Source organism: Roseivivax halotolerans, assembly GCF_900115815.1.
GTDB classification, from domain to species: Bacteria; Pseudomonadota; Alphaproteobacteria; order Rhodobacterales; family Rhodobacteraceae; genus Roseivivax; species Roseivivax halotolerans.
In genome coordinates this window covers 23241-42622 of the sequence record NZ_FOXV01000007.1, presented here as the reverse complement: position 1 = coordinate 42622, position 19382 = coordinate 23241, and the positions used below count along the sequence as shown (strand labels likewise).

Here is a 19382-nt window from a genome sequence, read left to right as displayed (position 1 = left end):
GGTCAGCTGTCCTGCCGCGCGCGCATCTGCCGTCGCCGCGCCATCGCCGCGCGGCGAGCTTCCGCCCGCGCGTTCCGGGCGGGGCTTGCGGGCGTCTCAGCGGCCCGCTCCGCCGGTGCCGGAACATCGCCCCGCAACTCGCCGATGCGTCCGGCCATGCCGCCCAGCGTCGGGAACCGGAAGACATCGGTGATCGCGAAGCTGGTCACGCCGAAACGGTCCCGGACCGCGCGAAAGAGCTCGACCGCCAGGAGCGAATGACCACCAAGGGCGAAGAAATTGTCGGACCCGCCGATCTGCGAGACACCGAGCACTGCTGACCAGACCTCGCCCAGCTCTGCCAGCGTTGCCGCGTCTCCCGCCTGAGCGGGGCGCACGGGGCGTGCGTCTTTCGGTATCGGCGCGGGCCGGGTCGTTTTGGGCTCTGTCGGTTCGGGTAGCCGCGCGCGATCCACTTTCTTGTTCGGGGTGAGCGGCAGCTCGTCGAGCGTTACGATCCGCGCCGGGACCATATGGGCAGGCAGCCGTGCTTCCAGCGTCGCCTTCATCTGCGTTTCATCGCCCGCATCCCCCGTGACGAACGCCAGAAGCCGGTTGTCGCGGACCACGGCGGCGGCCTGCCGCACGCCCTCCAATGCCTCGAGACGGGCCTCGACTTCGCCAAGTTCGATCCGCATGCCGCGCAGCTTGACCTGGCCATCGGCGCGGCCGAGGAAGTCGAGACATCCATCGGCCCGGCGCGCGACGAGATCGCCGGTGCGATACATGCGTCCCCCGTGAAACGGGTCCGGGCGGAAGCGCTCTTCGGTCAGCGCCGCGCGTTTCCAGTAGCCGCGCGCAACGCCGGCGCCACCGATCCAAAGCTCGCCGGGCGCGCCTATAGGCTGCGGCTCCATCGCGTCGTCGAGAACGTAAAGCCGCGTATTGGCGATGGCCGCGCCTACAGGCACCACACCATCCCCAGGTGATGCAGGGCCGCAAGCCGACCAGATCGTCGTCTCGGTCGGGCCATACATGTTCGTGACGCGCGCATCCGTCGCTTTGCCCAGCGCCGCAACCAACGGTCCGGGAAGCGCCTCACCGCCGAGGAAGACATGGCTGAGGCTGCCGAGCGCCGCCCGGGCGCCGTCATCTGCCAGCATCAGCCGCATCAGCGACGGCGTGCATTGCAGATGCGTCGCATCGTGCCGCCGGATCTGCGCCGCGACGGAGAAATCGTCCTCCGCCGGAAGGTCCGGCCCCGTCACGCGCGAGACGACTTCGGCCAGAGGATGCAGCCCTTCTAGGATCGTGTCCGGCGCGATGCCGTAATCGATGAGGCAGGCGATCTCGCTCACGCCGATGGCCTGCACTTCGGCGACACGCACCTCGGCATCCTCGATCGTGCCGAAAAGGCCGCTTTCATTGAAATAGCGCTCGAAGGCATGATCGAGGATCGCCTCGAGCTCATCCGGCTCGAGCGCGCCAAGGTCGAGCTGCATCGGGTTCGTGACGCCCGCCGGCTTCTTGAAGGCCGGGAAAGCCCAGGCATATTGCTTGATGAGACCCGCCGCCGAACGCAGGTAATCCTTCATCGGCTCACGCGCGATCTCGCGGGCCGCGTCTCGCGTCTCGGCAAGGTAGGTATGCAGCATCAGGGCCACTTCACCTGTTTTCGGATCGAACCCTGCCTCTGCCCGCGCTTGTCGGTAGAGCGCGATCTTCTCGGCGACCTCGTCGATGCTTTGCCCCAGAAGGTGCGTCAACACGTTCGCGCCGAGACGCCCAGCCTCTTTCCAGGTCTCGGGATTGCCCGCCGTCGTGATCCAGAGCGGCAGCTCCTTCGACATCGGACGCGGCTGCGTCACGACCTCGTGCAGGGAGCCATCGGCCCGCGGGAAGGCCACCGCTTCACCGCGCCAGAGCCGGCGGATCTGGTCGATCGACTCTATCATCGCGCGCTTGTTGTCCGGCGGCGCGTTCTCGGGGCGGAGCACGAAATCATCGGGCTGCCAGCCGCTCGCGATGGCCAGGCCCGCGCGGCCTTCGGTGAGGTTGTCGATCACCGCCCATTCCTCGGCCACGCGGGCAGGATGGTGCAGCGGTGCGACGCAGGAGCCGGCACGCACGCCGATCCGGCTGGTGACGCCGGCCACCGCCGCGCCTGTCACCGAGGGGTTCGGATAGGGACCGCCGAACGCGTGAAAGTGCCGCTCTGGCGTCCAGACGGCGGTAAACCCGTGCGCGTCCGCGAATTTCGCGCCTTCGAGGAGCGTGCGGTATTTATCGCGTCCTGTCCCGTCGTCGTTGCCCCAGTAGTAGAGCGACATCGCCATGCCCGAGGCGCGCCGCGCGCCGGAGGATACGCCGCTCGCCACGTTCTCGGAGGCCATGACCACCTTGTAGCCGCGCGAGAGCGCATAGAAGAGCTCCAGCACCGAGATATCGAAGTTGAGGCTCGTCACCGCGAGCCATGTGTTGCCCGCGTCCGGCACGACGGCATCCATGCCGGTGAAGAAATTGGCGACCTGCGCGTGTTCGACCATCACGCCTTTTGGCGTGCCGGTAGAGCCGGATGTGTAGATGAGATAAGCGAGCGCCTCGGCGTCCGGGCCGGGATCGGGCCGCGTGGCGGGGACCGAGAACAGCTTGGGCTCGATATCGAGACGGATTTCCTTCGCGGCATGGCGAGGGAGTGACCGCGCGATCGCGCTTTCGGTCAGAACGATCGCCGCGCCACTGTCGGAGAGGTAATGCGCCTGCCGCTCCGCGGGATAGGCGGGGTCGATTGGCAAATATGCCGCGCCGGCCTTCAGAACGCCGAGAGCCGCAGCCACGAGGCGCGGTCCGCGTTCCAGATGCAGCCCGACAATTGCGCCCGCTGCGGCGCCTGCACCCTGCAACAGGTGCGCGATCCGGTTGGCGAGCCCGTCGAGGTCGGCATAGCTCAGCGACTGATCTTCGAAGACAACGGCCACGCGTTCGGGGTGCTCCTGCGCCGCTGCCTCGAAGCGGTCGAGCATCGTCCGGTCGGCAAGCGGCGTCTCCGTCGCGTTCCAAGTCTCCAGCGTGAGCGCGCGCTCCGCTTCGCTCAGGAGCGGCGCATCGGCCATGTCGCCGGACCATTCGGCAAGCTGGTTCAGACGCGCCGCGAGGAGCTCCGCCATAGACGCGGTCATCGCCCCGGCGTCATAATGCAAGCGTTGCGTCGCGCCGGTCTCCAACGTCAAAAGCGCACCCGGCAGAGGCCCGGCGCCTTCGCTTATCGCAAACGCGGGCGTCGCGAGCGACATGGCTGGCGCCAGGCGGTGCCCCAGATCGCGTGCAAGCGGACCGGCGTTGCGCGCCGCGTTGAATTTGGCCGTCATCTGCTCCCGGAACGCATCCGCCGGTCCTTCGACATGCGCGGCAATCGGCATCCAAGGCAGCGCGAGGCCCGAAGCGGCGCGCTGCACGCTCTCGAGGGTCACGAGAGCGATGTCCGCCCGTCCTTCGGGAGCAAGGCGCGCCGCGAGCGCCGCCAGCGCATGAGGCGGGATGTCCGACACCGTCATCTGCGCCGTCTCCCCGGTCGGCGCTCCGAAGCCCGGCAGCCGCGCCGGAATGTAGCCGCTCAACGCACGCCGCCAGTGAAACTCTCCGCGCGCGAGGTCGGACAAATCGTCCTCAGGCGGCTCAGGCAGAACCGTGCCAGCGTTGGGCAGCTCGCCTGATCCGTCGAGGCGCTGCAGGCCCGAGAGCCGCACTGCGCCGTCGCTTGTGGCAATGGTGATCGTTTCGTCAGCGACCGAGAGAACCTCGCCTGGCTGGCCGCGCCCTTCGGCAGTCTGCGCTTGCCCGATGGCGAAGAGCGCACCATTCGTCCAGAGCTTCGGCAGAGCGACGGGGTTGGGATAGCCGCCGTGGTCGAGCGCCCGGACGAGCCGCAGAATTTGCGCCGAGGTTTGCGAGAAATCGAGCGTTCCGTGATGCGCGGGGCGATCCTTCAGCCCGAAATAGCTCCGTTTGTCCGAGGTTTGCGGCGCGCGGTTCTGGGCACCCGCCTCGAGTTCGGAGATCACCGTGTCGAAACTGTCCAGCGCGGCGGCGAAGCACTTGGTGTTGAGCGTCAGCGCGGTATCCTCGGGCGCGATCTCGACCGAGCGCGCGACGAGGATGTCACCGCGATCGACGCCTTCGTCGAGCATGTGCCACGTGATGCCATGCCGCGTCTCGCCGTTCAGGATAGCCCAGACAGGCGCGTTGACGCCGGCATAGGCGGGCAGCGGGCCATCGTGGAAATTGACGCCGCCCTTGCGTCCGAGCCGCAGGATCTCGGGAGGCAGAAGATCAAGGTTGGCGACGCTCAGTAGCCAGTCCGCCGCGCAACCCTCGAGCCGCTCGGCAAGACCTGGACCGGGTGCGACAACCCGCACGCCTTCCTTCGACGCCCAGTCCGCGACATCCCCATCGCGCGTCACGCAGGCGGTGAGCGTGTGACCCGCAGCGCGCAACTTGACCCCGGCCTCGCGGGTGAGACGGTCGTTGCCGATCAGGATCGCCGTGAAGCTCATGGCTCGCTCCTTCGAGGTTCTGCGGTAAGGGGATGGGTGGCGCGCGCGCTGGTGCCGAAGAACCGGCGCAGACCGTGCCCCATGAGGCGCCGAAACATGCCCGGCGCATCGAGACGCGGCGCACCCAGAAGGCGGCGCAGTTTCCAGACCAGAAGGCCCGCGCCACGCGCCAGCGTCGCGGCGGCGGCATAACCGCGCCCATGTGCCTTCTCGAAATACATCCAGCGGCTTTCGAACCAGTAATCCGGGAACTCGTGCCAGTCCTTCATGCCGGTCGAGACCGACCCGAGGTGCCGCACACGGCTCTCGGTGACGTACATCGTCGTCCAGCCGGCCCGTCGCGCCCTCAGAAAAAGCTCGGTTTCCTCGTAATAGAGAAAGAAATCCTCGTCGAAGAGGCCGATCTGATCGAGAACGTCCTGCCGGATCATGGCCGAGGCGCCGGCCAGCCAGTCGACCTGCCGCGTCCGCGTGAGATCGGCGATCACGATCCGCTTTTCCCGTAGGAGCTTCGAGATCGGACCCGTGCGCGCGGTCTGCTCGAACTCGCCCGCGAGGGTCGGGAACCGGAACGCGCTCGAATGATGCGGATCTTCATCGTTGTAAAGCTGAGATCCCGCAAGGCCAACCTCGGGATGTGCGTCGAGATAGTGGATGAGCGCGCGGACCGCGTCTTTGTCGGGAAACGCATCGGAATTGAGGATATACACCGCATCCGGGCGCTTGCCGTCACTGCGACCCGCGCGGATACCGACATTGTTCCCGAAGCCGTAGCCACCATTATGGCCCGACTGCACGACGCGCACGGGAACCGGCCACTGCCCGGTTTCAACCGCTCGGCGCAGCGCATCTTCGGAGCCGTCCCGGCTGTCGTTGTCGACCACGACGATCTCCGCATCGAGACCGTCCAGCGCCTCGGCCAGGGCACGCATGGCGCGCTCCGTCATCTTGGCGCTGCGCCAGTTCAGGACGACAGCGAGAACCGTCTCGATCGGCCGGCTCATTCCGCGGCCTCGGTGCGCTTGAAAGGTGTCACATGACTGGTCCTGCTTCCGCGTTCCGCATCCTCGATGATCCTTTTCAGTGCCGCGGCCAGCACCCGGACATTGGGCTCCAACACCATCGAATCGTGATCGCCCGGCACCTCGACGACCTCGAGCTCAGATGCCCAGCCGCCCCATTCATTGTCATGGGTGAGATAGGCGCGTTCATGGTTCACGAGGCGGCCACCGGCGACGCGCCATTTGGCCATGAGCGGCGGACGGAAGAGCGCGACGCGCCCGTCATATGGTGCGACTTGGTAGCGGCCGATCGCCTCGATGAACGCCGCTTCGATCTCGACGTTGTGGAACGTCTCCGCGCTTTCGGTCGCGCCCTTGTCGCGGCGTTTCTCGATCTCCCACCGCACACGGTTGCGCGCCCAGATCACCGGATAGAGGGGCCCCTTGCGCCGCGCTTCGTGCAGCTGGATCACCGCGCGGTCGATCGCCGCGAGCGGGCGCTTCTGCGGCAGCGGCGTGTCGAGCATCGCCACCAGCGCGACCTCGTCACCGAGAGCGGTCAATTGCCGGGCGATCTCGTAGGCGGTGATGCCGCCGCCCGAGAAGCCGCCAACCAGATACGGGCCGTCCGGCTGCACCTGCTTCATCTCCGCGATGTAGTCACGCGCGGCGTCCTCGATGGTGCCATGCGGGGCCTCATCACCGTAGAGACCCTTGGCCTGGAGGCCGTAGAACGGCCGGTCCCGTCCAAGCAGCAAGGCCAGGTGGCGCAGGTTCAGCACGTTGCCGAACATGCCGGCCACGAGGAAGAACGGCGTCTTTGACCCTGCCCCGCCTTCGTGCATCTGGACGATATGCGAAAAGCGCCGCTCCGGCCGCGTTTGCGTGGGGCGGTCCGGCACGTCCGCCACCGGGCCGTCCGAGATGCCCGCACGTTCCGCGATCAACGCCGCGCATTGCCGGATTGTCGGTGCCTCGAAGAGGATCGAGATCGGAAAATCGACGCGGTAGGCCTTCTTGACCATCGAGAACAGCCGCACCGCGATCAGCGAATGCCCCCCAAGATCGAAGAAGCTGTCGTCGATCCCGACATTCCGCACGCCCAGAAGCTCGGCCCAGAACCCGGCAAGTCGCTTTTCAACCTCGGTCTCGGGCGCTGCGAACTCGCCATCCATATCCGGGCGCTCGAAGCTTTGGTTGCTCGTCTCCGCCCGCGCGGCGGTATCGGCTTGCGCCTTCAGCGCATGGACCGGGATCGGGCTCACCGCCAGAACGGGGACGCCTGCCGCCATCGCGCGCAAGAACGCCTCCGCGCCCTCTTCCGGCCGGATCCCCTGGGAGAGATTGTGCTGCAACAGCTCTTCGCCCGGAGACAGCGGCGCGGCTGCCTCGCCTTCCTCGGAAATCAGCTCCGCCGCGGTCGCGCGGGGCGCGCGTGCAAGCTGCGCGGGATCGTCGAGCCGGCGGATCGCGAAGCCCCGGATGTCGACCAACACCGTGCCGTCCGGCGACGCGAGCGAGATGTCGAAACTGGCACTCTCGCTGTCGGCGCGGGCCTCGCCGCTGGGCCGGACCCAGCTCAGAACCTTGTCCGACAAGGGACCATAAACCTTGATGCTCGCATAGGACAGCGGCACCCAGAGGTGGCGCGCCTCGTAGCCCGAGATGAGATCCATCGCCCAGCCAGTGGCGATGTCGAAGAGCGCGGGATGAACGAGGCATCCATCCTCTGAGGCCGAGGGCGAGAGCGCAAGCTCCGCAAGTCCTTCCTCCGACGAGAGCGCGCGCGCCTCAAGGACCCGCCAGCGGGCACCAAACTCAAGATGCGTCTCCTGGCCGGTGACGAGCGTTTCGCCGGGTGCTGCGGTCTCGCGCTTCGGCAGGCGGGCCCGGATTGCCGCCGGGTCGAGACGCGGCGCAGACCCGGGCGCACGGAGCGCGATGTCCGCTTCGGCAAAGCGAAGCATCCCCTCCTTGCCCTGCACGCGCGCATCTTCGAGAAGGTCCATCTCATAGCCTGCCTCGGTCCGGGACAGGCGCAACGTCATCTTGCGACCCTGGCCGGATGTCACGATGAAGGGGCGCAGGAAGGCGAGATCCCGGATCTCGAAACTGTGCCCCTCGCCCACCGCATCGAGCGCATGAGCGGCGAGCGTGACGACGGCAGAACCCGGCAAAAGCGCCGTGCCATTGCGGGTGCGGTGCTCGTCGATGATCCAATCCGATGTCGAGAATGTCTTCGCGAAGACGCGCCGACCAGCTGCATCGAAGCGCATCGTGTCGAGGAGCGGTCTGTTCGCAGGCTCGGGCGCGCTTTCTTCGGTCTCTCCGGTTCGTCGGGCCAGGGCGTCGGCGGCCATACCGGTTTCCGCCCATATCCCCCAGTTCAGCGCCACGACGCGCGTTGCACCGCCCGACCGCGCGGCCGCCATCGCGTTGAGATACTCGTTCGCCGCCACGTAATCGAGCTGGCCCGCCGCCGCGGCCATCGTCGAGACCGAGGAGAAGAGCGCGATCCAATCGACCGAGCCGTCCGGAAACAGCGTATCGACCGCGTTGGCCCCGTGAAGCTTGGGCGCGAAGGTGTCTTCCACATCCGCGGGACCAAGCGCCAGAAAGGGCTGGTCAGACAGGCGGCCGGCGGCATGGATCACGCCGTTGATGCGGCCGAACCGGTCTTCGGCCGATCGCAGGAGATCCTGCATCGCCGCGAGGTCGCAGATATCGGCGGTCGCGACCATGACTTCGGCCCCGACCGCTTCGAGCGCCTCCACATGCGCGATAGCGCGGCTCACGGGATCGTGCGGCGCGTGCCGGCGGCGGTATTCGGACCAGTCAGACCGTTCCGGCAATGCGGTGCGCGAGACCAGCACCAGCTTCGCGCCGTTCTTCGCGGCAGCCAGGCCAAGCGTTCGCGCGATCCCGCCAAAGCCGCCCGTGATCAGGATGGTGCCTTGCAGGCTCACGTCCGGCGTATGAGGCAAGAGCCTGTCCGCGAGGGCGCGCTCGAACCGGCGACCGCCGCGCAGGGCGGCTTCGCGGGCGCCCGGCGGGATCAGAAGCTCCTCGGTGACAAAATTTGCAAGCGTCGCGATGCTGTTCTGATCCACCTTTCGGCGCCCGAACATGGCGCGACTTCCGCCAGCGGCGGGAAGTGTCACGTCAAGCGTGCCGAAGGTCAGCCCCGGCACTTCGCGCGGGATCACTCGGACAGGGCCCGCGATGGTCGCCTTGACCGGGCATGGCACGGGCTCATCGCGCACTTGCACCGCCCCGTTCGTGAAAATCTGCAGATGCAGGCCCGACATGCCTTCATCGACGAGCGCCTGCGAGAGGAACAACAGCGAATAGAAGCCCTGCTCCTGCAGCCGGTGGAAGAAGCTGGAACCGGGACGGTGCGCCTCGTCGTTGGTCACCAGCCAGAAATGCGCGATGCGCGTCGGGACAAGGCCACGCGCGGAGAGGTCGGCCAGGAGAAGATCATACCCCTCCCGCCCGCGTTCCGGCGCGAGGATGTACTCATGCTCGCCCCGTCTTGCGAAGGTGTCACCGGGGCGAACCTCCACGACCGTATGGCCCGCAGCGCGAAGCGGCGCCAGCGACGCCGCCGCGAGACCTGCATCGTCCACGAAGACGAGCCAGGTTTCGGGGTCGAGTAGGTGCAGATCGTAGTGCGGATCGACCGGCACTTCCGCCGCGCGCGGCTGCCAGACAGGGGCCGCGCCCCACTCGGCCATATCGTCCCGGCGTGCGGGATAGCGATCCGCGATATCGGCCGAAGCCGCCTGCCCCGGTTCGATGAAGTAGGAGGCATGCTGGAAGGCGTAGGTCGGCAATGGCACGCGGTGCCGCCGTGCCTCGCCCCAGACCTGATCCCAATCGACCTCGACACCGAGCGCCCAGAGGCGGCCGAGCACTTCGTGGAAATAGCGGTCATCGGCGATGGCGTCGTCGGGATGACGCAAGCTGGCAACGACGCGGTTGCCGCCGATCTGGGGTTGCTGGCGGGCGAGCGCGGAGAGCGCATGACCCGGCCCGACTTCCAAAAGGACACGGTTCTCGGTCTCTGCCACGCGCGCGACGCCATCGGCGAAGCGCACCGTATTTCGCAGATGACCGACCCAATATTCAGGGTCCGTCGCCTCTTCGTCGGTGAGCCAGGTTCCGGTGCGGTTCGACAGGATCGGAATCTCGGGCGGGCGGAGGTCGAGCGTCTCAAGATGCGCGCGAAACTCCGGCAGGATCGGGTCTAGCATCCGGCTGTGCGCTGCGATGTCGATCCCGATACGCCGGCATTCGATACCTTGGGTCGTCAGTCGTTTCTCAAGCGCGTCAAGCGCGGCATCGGGGCCGGTTGCCACCGTGAGCTGCGCGCCATTGATCGAGGCGATATCGAGATCTCCTCCGAGATGCGGGACAAGCGCCGCCTCGGAGAGCGCGACCGAAAGCATTCCCCCGCGGGGCACCGTATCGAAGAGCGAGCCGCGCTTGTGAACGAGGCCGATGGCCTCTTCGAAAGTCATGACGCCCGCGAGGCAAGCCGCCGCGTTCTCACCCATCGAATGGCCGATCAGCGCCGAGGGTACGACGCCCCAGCTTTCCCAGAGCCGCGCGAGGGCGATCTCGGTCACGAGGATAAGAGGCAGCTGCACCGACGGGACAAGAAGGGTCTTCTCCGCCTCAGCGCCCGGCGCGGCAAGCCACGCGGCGCGCGGATCGCTGCCGGTAAGTGCAGCGAGATGATCGAGACCCCGGTCCATCCATTCGGCAAAGACCGGCTCTGTTTCATAGAGACCCTTTGCCATCTGCGGATATTGCGCGCCACCACCCGGCAGAAGGAAAGCGACGTCGGGATCGCTCAGTGCCTTGTGGCTATGAACGCGCCGACGGTCACCGCTTTCGAGAAGTCGGGCTGCCTCTTCGTGGCTCTCGGCGACGACGATGCGCCGCTCTGCGAAAGCCGCGCGGCCTTCCTTGAGCGTGTAGGCCACATCGGCGAGCGGCACCTCGGGATGGGTCCGCAACCACTCCATCAAACGTGCGGCATTGCCGTCGAGCGATGCTTTCTTCCGCGCCGAGAAAGTCAGGATTTGGAACGGGAACTCCGCCTCGTCCGAGGGCGGACGTTCCGGTGCAGCTTCCAGCACGACATGGGCATTCGTGCCGCCGACGCCCAGCGAATTGACCCCGGCGCGGCGCGGATGCCCGGTTTCGGGCCACGGGGTCAGGCGGTCGTTGACGCGGAACGGCGAGTGATCGAAATCGATGGCCGGGTTCGGCGCCTCGTAGCCAAGGCTGGGCGGGATCTCGGCATGGTGCAGCACAAGGGAGGCCTTGATCAGGCTCGCGACGCCCGCTGCGGTATCGAGATGGCCGATATTGGTCTTGACCGAACCGATCCGGCAGAAGCCGGTTTCATCCGTCGTCTCGCGGAACGCTTGCGTAAGGGCCGACACCTCGATCGGATCGCCAAGATAGGTGCCCGTGCCGTGGCATTCGACGTAGCCGATGCTGCGCGCGTCGATATCCGCGATGGCCTGCGCCTCGGAGATCGCTGCGGCCTGCCCTCCCACGGAAGGCGCGAGATAGCCGGCCTTGTCCGCCCCGTCATTGTTGACGGCCGTGCCCTTGATGACCGCCCAGATGTGATCGCCGTCGGCCAGCGCATCCTCGAGGCGGCGCAGCACCACGACGCCCGCGCCCGATCCGAAGACCGTGCCCGCGGCACGATGGTCAAAGGCGTGGCATTCACCGTCGGGTGACAGGATTTCGTTTTCCTTGAAGACATAGCCGCGACCCTGCGGCAGCTCGATCGTCACGCCCCCCGCGAGCGCCATGTCGCACTCGCCCGCCAAAAGAGCCTGCGCCGCGTAGTGGGTGGCCACGAGCGAGGTCGAGCAGGCCGTCTGCAACGACATCGACGGACCCTTCAGGTCGAAGACATGGCTGGCGCGGGTGGACAGGAAATCCTTGTCATTGCCGGTATGGCGCAGAAGGAACATGCCGGTCTGATCGACGAGATCCGGGTTCGAACAGATGTTGAAATAGAAATACGACCCCATCCCGCAGCCGCCATAGACGCCGACCGCGCCGGGGAAATTCTGCGGAACGTGGCCGGCACTTTCCATCGCCTCCCATGCGACCTCGAGGAAGCGGCGGTGCTGAGGATCGAGAATCGCGGCCTCCTTCGGCGAGAAGCCGAAGAACTCCGCATCGAACATCGTGTAGCCGTCGAGCGGGGCTGCGAATGGCACGTAGTCCTTCCGGCGGATCATGCCGGGCGCTTCGCCCGCTTCGAGAAGTTCATCCTCGCTGAGACGGCGGATCGACGAGAGGCCGGCGCGCAGGTTCGACCAGTACCGCTCGACAGAGTTCGCACCGGGCAAATGCGCGGCCATGCCGACAATCGCAATGTCGGCTTCGCCGGTTCCGTGGAGATCGGCCGGGTCTGTCATGAATCGTCCTGCTCTTTCCTGGCTTCATCCTGTAGCCCCGGAATTGGGGCAAATTGAGGCAAACGGAGTTTATCACATGTCCCGTGTCAAATTGCCTTTCCGGCTGCGTCACATCGTGGCGCTCGCAAGCGCGGCGATGTCACCGGCGTGAAACCATATCACCCCTCCGGCAACGGCAAGCCCGACCCCGCCGAAGACGACATCATGCACCGGATCCCACGCGCCCGATTTCCGGGACAGCCAGACCTCGGCCGGGTATGTCAGAAGTCCGGCAACGCCCTGCCCGACGATGGCACCGGGCAGCCCCGCGAAAGCGAGCCCGAGACTGACGCAGACGAGAATCGCGACGGCGCGCACGAGCGTCAGCACGAAGAAGTTCCGGCTGTCTCCCCGGGCGAGCGCCGCCTGATCGTAGGTCAGCGTCACGATTTGCGGAATCCACATAATCGCGAGCAACACGGTGACCGGCCCGGCCTGCTCGTAGCGCACGTCATATAGAAGCTCGACGAGCCAGACAACGATGAGGCCCATGATCGCGACCATGCCCACAAGCGCCGCGCTGACGATCATGCGCATCCGGCGCAGTTTGAGAAAGTTGGCGCGGCTCTCGGACGGAGGCGCTTCGCGGTAAATCGGGATCAGCACCTTGGATGCCACCAACCGCCCCAGCATGTTGGGAAATGACGCAAGGAAGTAGCCGATATTGTAGACGCCGAACGCGCCCAGCGCGAGGAAACGACCGATCAGGATCCGGTCGCCCTGCGCTGCGATGAAGCCGCATATCGTGGCGAGGAAAATCCATTTTCCGAAGGAGGTCAGCTCGCGCGCAGCTTCGGCGTCCCAGCTCAGCCGCTCGCCTTCGCCGGGCAGAAGCGCCCAGTTCAGACCGACCTGAAGCGCGGTTCCGAGAACCCCGCTGATGACCAGCGCCCAGACCGAACCCGTGAGCCACGCAAGGACGATGCCGATCACCAGCCCTCCGGTCTGCGCCGCGAGCTCAAGTCCCGCGACCCGCCCGAGCAAGAGGTTGCGATGCGCCAAAGCGATCCGCATCGGATTGAGGCCCAGGAGAATCAGTGAGAGCCCCGCGACCGGCAGGATCGCGGTCAGTTGTGGGGCGCCGAAGAGAAGCGACAGGGGCCAGGCCAGAAGACAGGAGGCGAGCCAGAGAAGTACGCCCCGGATCGCCTGAATGGTAAAGGCCGTGTCGAGAAACCGCCGATCTTCGGCCCGCCGATGCTGCATGATGGATTGCAGCACGCCGGTATCGGAGAAATTCGTCAGGCCCTGCATGATGACAGCCACAAGCGCCATAAGGCCGAAGGCCTCGGGAAAGAGCAACCGGGTCAGGACGAGATTGCCGCCAAGCCGGATGGCCTGACCGGCCACGAAGGCCGCCGTCGTCCAGATCGAAGAGCGGATCGCCCGCGCGCCAAGCGATGCGCCGCGCAGACGGGAGAGGCCGAATGTCGTCATAGCCCGCGGCTCCAGCCCTGTCCGGGCCTGAGCCGTGCCGAGGCGGCCACGGCGGAATAGACGGCGAAGGCGAAAGGATCGCGCAAGGCGAGGCGCAGCTTACGCGTCAAGGGAAACGGGCGATGATCGTCGTTGTCCATGCGTGCGGGGTAGAGCCGTGCCACCTCGGCGACCCCGCGATCCTGACGGGCCCGGACCCGCGCAAGCGCGCCAAAGCCGCGGACAACCGGCCAATCGTAAGCCGCGGGGACGGCGATCCGTTCATGCGGCGCGAAGGAAAGCCGCACGAAGGTATCGTCCGAGATGATGTCGGGGAAGGTGCCCCAGCGGGCGCGGCCCGCGGAGTTGACCGCGAACAGACCACATCCCGGAACAGCGTCAGACATGAACGGCACACGTGCCCAGTAGCGCGCATAGGCCCGGCTGATCGCATCATCAGGCGCGGCGATCCTGAGAGTGCCAGTAACGAACCGTGGCTCCGGGGTATCGAGCGCCTCGGCGATCTCGGACAGGAGCGCGGGCGACACCGTGACATCGGCATCGAGATACACGCGCCGGGCGCTCCCCGCGACCCTATCGCCCGCGTTGAGAGCTGTCGGCTTTCCGGCCGGTGCGCTTTCGATCACCGCGAACGACCAGCCTCTTTCCGACAGCGACGCCCCGGAGGTTCGCGCCACCTCCGCCGTGGCATCGACGGAGCCGTTCTCGACCACGATCACCTCGGGCCGGGCCTCTCGCGTCCAGTCCGAACGGGCCAGTGCGGTGAGGCAAGCGCCGAGACGTGCGGCCTCGTTGCTGGCCGGTATGATGATGCTCAGGTCGGTCGCACTCATGGTCCTGCTCGGTCGCGGGCGATTGGGTCTTGTCCCGCGCTACTCGTCCAGAAGCACGAAAAAATGGCCAAAAGAAGGTTGCGCGTCACGGCAAGGAAATGGTTTCGCCGGTCGTGCCCTCGAAGCTCAAAAGCTCGAAATCGGTCAGGCGCACGATCAGCCAGCCTGACTGCACCAGCGTGCGCCCGGCTGCGTCGCGGCTGATCGTCCAGTCGCTCTGAACGCCCGGCAGACGCGCCTCGTCCTCGCCCGCCCCACCGTGCAGAAGGTCGGCACCGCCGCCCGAGATCACCAGGTCGTCGCCCGGACCGGCAAGGATGAGATCCTCCTCGCCAGATCCGCGAATTTCGTCGTCACCGTTGGTTCCCGCCGCGACAGCGCCGTTCGCGAAGACGGCGGCCCCGCGCGCATCCGGTACAGGAGCCGCGTCATTGTAGGACAAGAGGCTTTGCCAGCGCGGATTGTCGTCCCAAGGATGGCGCAAATGGCCCCAGATGCCCCATTGCGAAGGCCGGCCCATGTCGACGAAGGCGTTAAAGAGGGTTCCGCCTGCCGCAGACCAGCCGGAGAGAAGCTGATCATAGAGACCCGCCATCGCATCCGAGTAGCCGAAGGCGCTGAGGAATTCCGCCAGACGTTCGGCTTCGGGATGGCCTGCCGGCACGAGATGCGCGCCGCCTTCATACATGATGAGGTCGAGCCCTGCCTGTTCCGCAGCCTGGGCATGGTAAGGGAATACCTCGTCGGTGAGGCGCGCGACATTGGGCTCCAGACGCTCCGCGAACGGCGCGAAAGCCTCGTTGAAACGCGTCTCGCGCACATGCTCGCGCAAGGCGACGCGGGCAAGACCCTGAGCTTCCCCCGCTTCTTGCGCCGCCGCCTCGGCGTCGTCGAGATCCGCGAGGAGCGCATCGCCCTGCGCCTCGAAGTCGAACAGGAAGTAGCCTGTCACGGCATAAGCGTCGAAACTGTCCTGCGGCATCTTGCCGAGCGTCAGGAACGCCAGCGGCGCGGCCAGGGCCCGTGCCTCGCGGCCTGCCCAGCCGGTATGGGTCGCGAAGACCCGGACAAGCCGCGCCTCGGCGGCATCGTCGAAGACGTCAGCCCAGATATCCATGACCTCGGCGGCGCGTTTTCCATAAAACTGCATCCGCAGGTCGTCGCCTGGCCCCCAAAGCTCCTCGGCCTGCCGATCGGCCCAGCGCGCCTGCTCGAAAATATCGTTCCACATTTCGTTCGAGTATTCCGCATAGGCCTTCAGGCGCGGATCGAGCCCGTCCCGAACCGACTCCGCAAAGGCGCGGACGTAAGCGTCGTCCGCCATGTGCGGCAGCGTGAACCAGGGATCGGCGCCGACCTCGTTCGCCAGCCGCAGGAGCACCGGCAGCGGCACGCCCCAGGCGGCATAGGTGGCATCCTCGACGCGCGGGCGGCTGTCCCAATCGGTGACGGGCGAATTGTTCGTCTCCATCCAGTCCATGAAGCGCAGAACGCGCATATCCGCGATCCGCGCAAGCCAGGCCGGGTTGAAGAGCGCGCCGGCCTCGAGAAGCGGCTCGTGTTCTTCCCGAAAGAGCCGGATCTCACGGATGGGGTTGTCCTCATTTAGGGCGGCAATCGAGACGCCGACCGCACCCGGACCCGGCTCGTAGAAGAAGCGGATGCGCCCCGGCGCGGCATCGACGCGGCGTGCGAGACCCGTCACGGAAATCTCGCCCTCCCCTTCGTAAGTCAGAACGTAGGCGCCGCGCAGTTCCTGCGCCTCTTCGGGCCTGTCAGTGAGAACAAGCGCCTCGATCCGCTCGGCCTCGTCCGGGATGGAGAGCGGCCAGCCACGCGCATCGATGTGACCACCGGCCCGCAGGACATCCGTCTCGATCCCGCCCCATTGGCCGGGCAGATGTCCGATCCAGGGACGCGAGGTCTTGAAGATGTCGAGGAAGGGCTGCTGAGGCGACCAATCGTGTATCCCGTTGAGCCCCATCGCCAGCGCCGGTGCCCGGGCCGCAGCCTCTGCGGCAACCTCGCCGGGGGTCTCGGTCTGCGCCTGTGCGAGCCACAGGGTCGCGAGGTTCGGCCCCGACTCCTGTCCGAATACAGTGTCGCGCGCGGCAAGGGACGGCGCGGCCAGCAATGCCAGGCAAAGGGCGGCGATCAGACGGGACGAGACGGACAAAGGGAACTCCAGACTGGCAGTAAACCAAGCCGCACTCTAGGCTGATCGCCCGCCCTGCCGCAATCGGGCCGAGGCATCACGAATGAGGCATCGGGCCCCGCGCGTGGACACCCGCGTGCGGCAGGGTTATCACCAGCTCAAGAGAGCGGGACCGCGAAAGGCCACGAGATGACAGCAGCTTCCCGAGACCCGGCGGACCTGACCCGCGGCTCAGCGGAGATCGCGCGCGACGTGCTGCGAACCGAAAGCGCCGGCCTGTCGCTGCTTGCCGACGAGCTGTCGGCGGATTTCGCCCCGGCGGTCGCGCGGCTTCTGGAGATACCGGGCCGGATCATCGTCTCCGGCATGGGCAAATCGGGCCATATCGCCGCGAAGATCGCCGCGACACTCGCCTCGACGGGCAGTCCCGCGCAATTCGTGCATCCCGGAGAGGCCAGTCACGGCGATCTCGGCATGATCACGCGCGAGGATGCGGTGATCCTGATCTCCAATTCCGGCGAGACGCGCGAGCTTGTGGACATCATCGCCCATACGCGCCGCTTCGCCGTGCCGATGGTGGCGATCACCCGCAACGCGCAATCGACGCTGGCGCGGCAATCGGATTTCCTGCTTGTGCTGCCGGACGCGCCTGAAGCCTGCTCGCTGCGGCTCGCCCCGACCACCTCGACGACCATGACGCTGGCCCTCGGCGATGCGCTGGCGGTGGCGCTGATGGAGGCGCGCGGCTTCGACCGGGACAGTTTCCACTCCTTCCATCCCGGCGGTACCCTCGGCGCGCAGCTTCTGAGCGTGGCCGCGGTCATGCACAAAGGCACCGAGCTGCCGGTCGTCGCGCCCGATACGGATATGGGCGAGACGTTGATCGAGATGACCGCGAAGGGCTTCGGCGTTGCGGCCGTCGTCGAGGAAAGCGCTCTGAGGGGCGTCATCACCGACGGCGACTTGCGCCGCAATCTCGACGGGCTGATGGCCCGCAAAGCCGGCGAGGTGGCGACCAAGACGCCGACCACGATCCTGCCCGACGCGCTTCTGGTCGAGGCTTTGGGCGTGATGAACGCACGCAAGATCTCGGCGCTGTTCGTGGTCGATGAGACCGGCGCACTCCAGGGTCTCGTTCATATCCATGACGCGCTGCGGGCGGGGGTCGCATGAAGACCGTCGTCTTCATTCCCGCGCGCTACGCCTCCTCGCGCTATCCCGGCAAACCGCTGGTCGAGCTGACGGGTGCGACGGGCGAGAAAAAGACCCTGATCCAGCGCAGCTGGGAGGCCGCGCAGGGCGTCGCCGGGGTCGATGCGGTCTATGTCCTGACCGACGATGCGCGCATCCGCGATGCAGCGGAAGGGTTCGGGGCCGAGGTGCTGATGACGAGCTCGGCTGCCCGGAACGGCACCGAACGCTGCGCCGAGGGTCTCGCCCAGCTTGGCACGCCGCCTGACGTGGTGGTGAACCTGCAAGGCGACGCGCCGCTGACGCCCGTCTGGTTCCTCGATGCGCTCATCGCGGCGATGGCGGACGAGCGGGTGCAGATGGCAACGCCCGTCCTGCGCACGGAGGCCGAGACGCTCGCCAATTTCGTCACCGACCGCAAGGAGGGCCGCGTCGGCGGCACGACGGCGGTCATGCGCGCGGACGGCACCGCGCTTTATTTCTCCAAAGAGGTGCTGCCCTACGTGGCCAGCCTCGAAGCACCGCCCGAGGTCTGGCATCACGTGGGCGTCTACGCCTACCGCCCGGCCGCGCTCGACGCCTATGCCGGCTGGCCGGAAGGCCCGCTCGAGGCAGCCGAAGGGCTCGAACAACTGCGATTCCTCGAGAATGGCTGGCCCGTGACCTGCGTCGAGGTCGAGGCGCGGGGCCGGGTGTTCTGGGAACTCAACAACCCCATCGACGTGGCACGGATCGAAGCCGTGCTCGCCAAGGAAGGTCTGTCATGAAAGACGTCTCTGTCGGCAAGCTAACACTCTCCAATTCGGCGCCGTTCGCCCTGATCGCCGGGCCATGCCAGCTCGAGAGCCTCGATCACGCGCGGATGCTGGCGGCCCGGATCGCCGACGCGGCGGATGCGGCAGGCGTGCCCTGGGTCTTCAAGGCGAGCTACGACAAGGCGAACCGCTCCTCGCTTGGTGGCAAGCGCGGGCTCGGCATGGAGGCAGGGCTGGAGATATTAGGCACTATCAAAGCGGAATTCGACGTGCCCGTCCTGACCGACGTTCATGCGCCCGAACATTGCGCGCCGGCGGCCAAGGTGGTCGATATCCTCCAGATCCCCGCCTTCCTGTCGCGGCAGACCGACCTTCTCCTCGCCGCAGGAGAGACCGGCGCTGCGATCAACGTCAAGAAGGGCCAGTTCCTTGCGCCTTGGGACATGGGCAATGTCGCCGACAAGATCGCCTCGACGGGCAACGAGCGCATCATGCTCTGCGAGCGGGGGGCGAGTTTCGGCTACAACATGCTGGTCTCGGACATGCGGTCACTGCCGATCATGGGCGAGACCGGCTACCCGGTCGTGTTCGATGCGACCCATTCGGTTCAGCTTCCGGGCGGGCAAGGCACCTCCACGGGCGGACAGCGCGAATTCGTGGAGCCTCTGGCGCGCGCGGCCATCGCCGTCGGCTGCGCGGCGGTGTTCATCGAAACGCATGAAGACCCTGACAATGCCCCGAGCGACGGGCCGAACATGGTCCCGATCGACAAGCTGCAATCGCTTTTGGAGGGCCTCGCCGCGATCGACCGGCTGACCAAGGCGCGCTGAGCCGTACAAGGGCACCGTTTTCGCCCGGTTGAAGACCGGACGCACAGGGTTGCGACCAAGATCAGCACCGCCGGTGACCCTTCGGACGGAATCCCGCACTGGATTGACCCTGAGGAACGTCAGCAGACCGGCGCTGCACGCTTCTTGCGTGTCT

At 66.6% G+C, this 19382-nt stretch carries 9 protein-coding genes; 3 read left to right on the top strand and 6 right to left on the bottom strand.

The annotated features are described in order from the left end of the window. Positions 1–2: 2 nt before the first annotated feature. The 6 genes from BM171_RS10895 to BM171_RS10870 form a co-directional block, all read right to left on the bottom strand. The gene (locus tag BM171_RS10895; protein ID WP_093011913.1) at positions 3–4532 is read right to left on the bottom strand and encodes a MupA/Atu3671 family FMN-dependent luciferase-like monooxygenase; all 4530 of its coding nucleotides are present in this window, start codon (positions 4530–4532) and stop codon (positions 3–5) included. Further along, positions 4529–5536, bottom strand: coding sequence for a glycosyltransferase family 2 protein (locus BM171_RS10890; RefSeq protein ID WP_093011910.1), 1008 nt, complete (start codon positions 5534–5536; stop codon positions 4529–4531). Before BM171_RS10890 ends, BM171_RS10895 begins: the two co-directional genes overlap by 4 nt. After that, positions 5533–11988, bottom strand: coding sequence for a type I polyketide synthase (locus BM171_RS10885; RefSeq protein WP_093011907.1), 6456 nt, complete (start codon positions 11986–11988; stop codon positions 5533–5535). Before BM171_RS10885 ends, BM171_RS10890 begins: the two co-directional genes overlap by 4 nt. Positions 11989–12096: 108 nt before the next feature. Beyond that, positions 12097–13464 carry an oligosaccharide flippase family protein gene (locus BM171_RS10880; protein WP_093011904.1) on the bottom strand — a complete coding sequence of 456 codons (1368 nt, stop codon included), beginning with the start codon at positions 13462–13464 and terminating at the stop codon, positions 12097–12099. Continuing rightward, a complete protein-coding gene (locus tag BM171_RS10875) occupies positions 13461–14297 on the bottom strand; it encodes a glycosyltransferase family 2 protein (protein ID WP_093011901.1) in 837 nt (278 codons plus the stop codon). Before BM171_RS10875 ends, BM171_RS10880 begins: the two co-directional genes overlap by 4 nt. Before the next feature lie 85 nt (positions 14298–14382). After that, a complete protein-coding gene (locus BM171_RS10870) occupies positions 14383–16473 on the bottom strand; it encodes a calcium-binding protein (protein ID WP_093011898.1) in 2091 nt (696 codons plus the stop codon). 168 nt (positions 16474–16641) lie between these two features. On the opposite strand from BM171_RS10870, the gene BM171_RS10865 reads away from it, so the two are divergent. Genes BM171_RS10865 through kdsA form a run of 3 tightly spaced genes read left to right on the top strand, consistent with a single transcriptional unit; the run spans position 16642 to position 19228 of the window. Further along, complete coding sequence (locus tag BM171_RS10865) at positions 16642–17625, top strand: KpsF/GutQ family sugar-phosphate isomerase (RefSeq protein WP_093011895.1); 984 nt, start codon at positions 16642–16644, stop codon at positions 17623–17625. Next, on the top strand, positions 17622–18410 hold the full coding sequence (locus BM171_RS10860; RefSeq protein ID WP_093011892.1) for a 3-deoxy-manno-octulosonate cytidylyltransferase: 789 nt from the start codon (positions 17622–17624) through the stop codon (positions 18408–18410). The genes BM171_RS10865 and BM171_RS10860 overlap by 4 nt, the downstream gene beginning before the upstream one ends. Then, entirely contained in the window at positions 18407–19228 is an 822-nt protein-coding gene (gene kdsA / locus BM171_RS10855) for a 3-deoxy-8-phosphooctulonate synthase (RefSeq protein WP_093011889.1), read from the top strand. Before BM171_RS10860 ends, kdsA begins: the two co-directional genes overlap by 4 nt. The last annotated feature ends 154 nt before the right edge of the window (positions 19229–19382 follow it).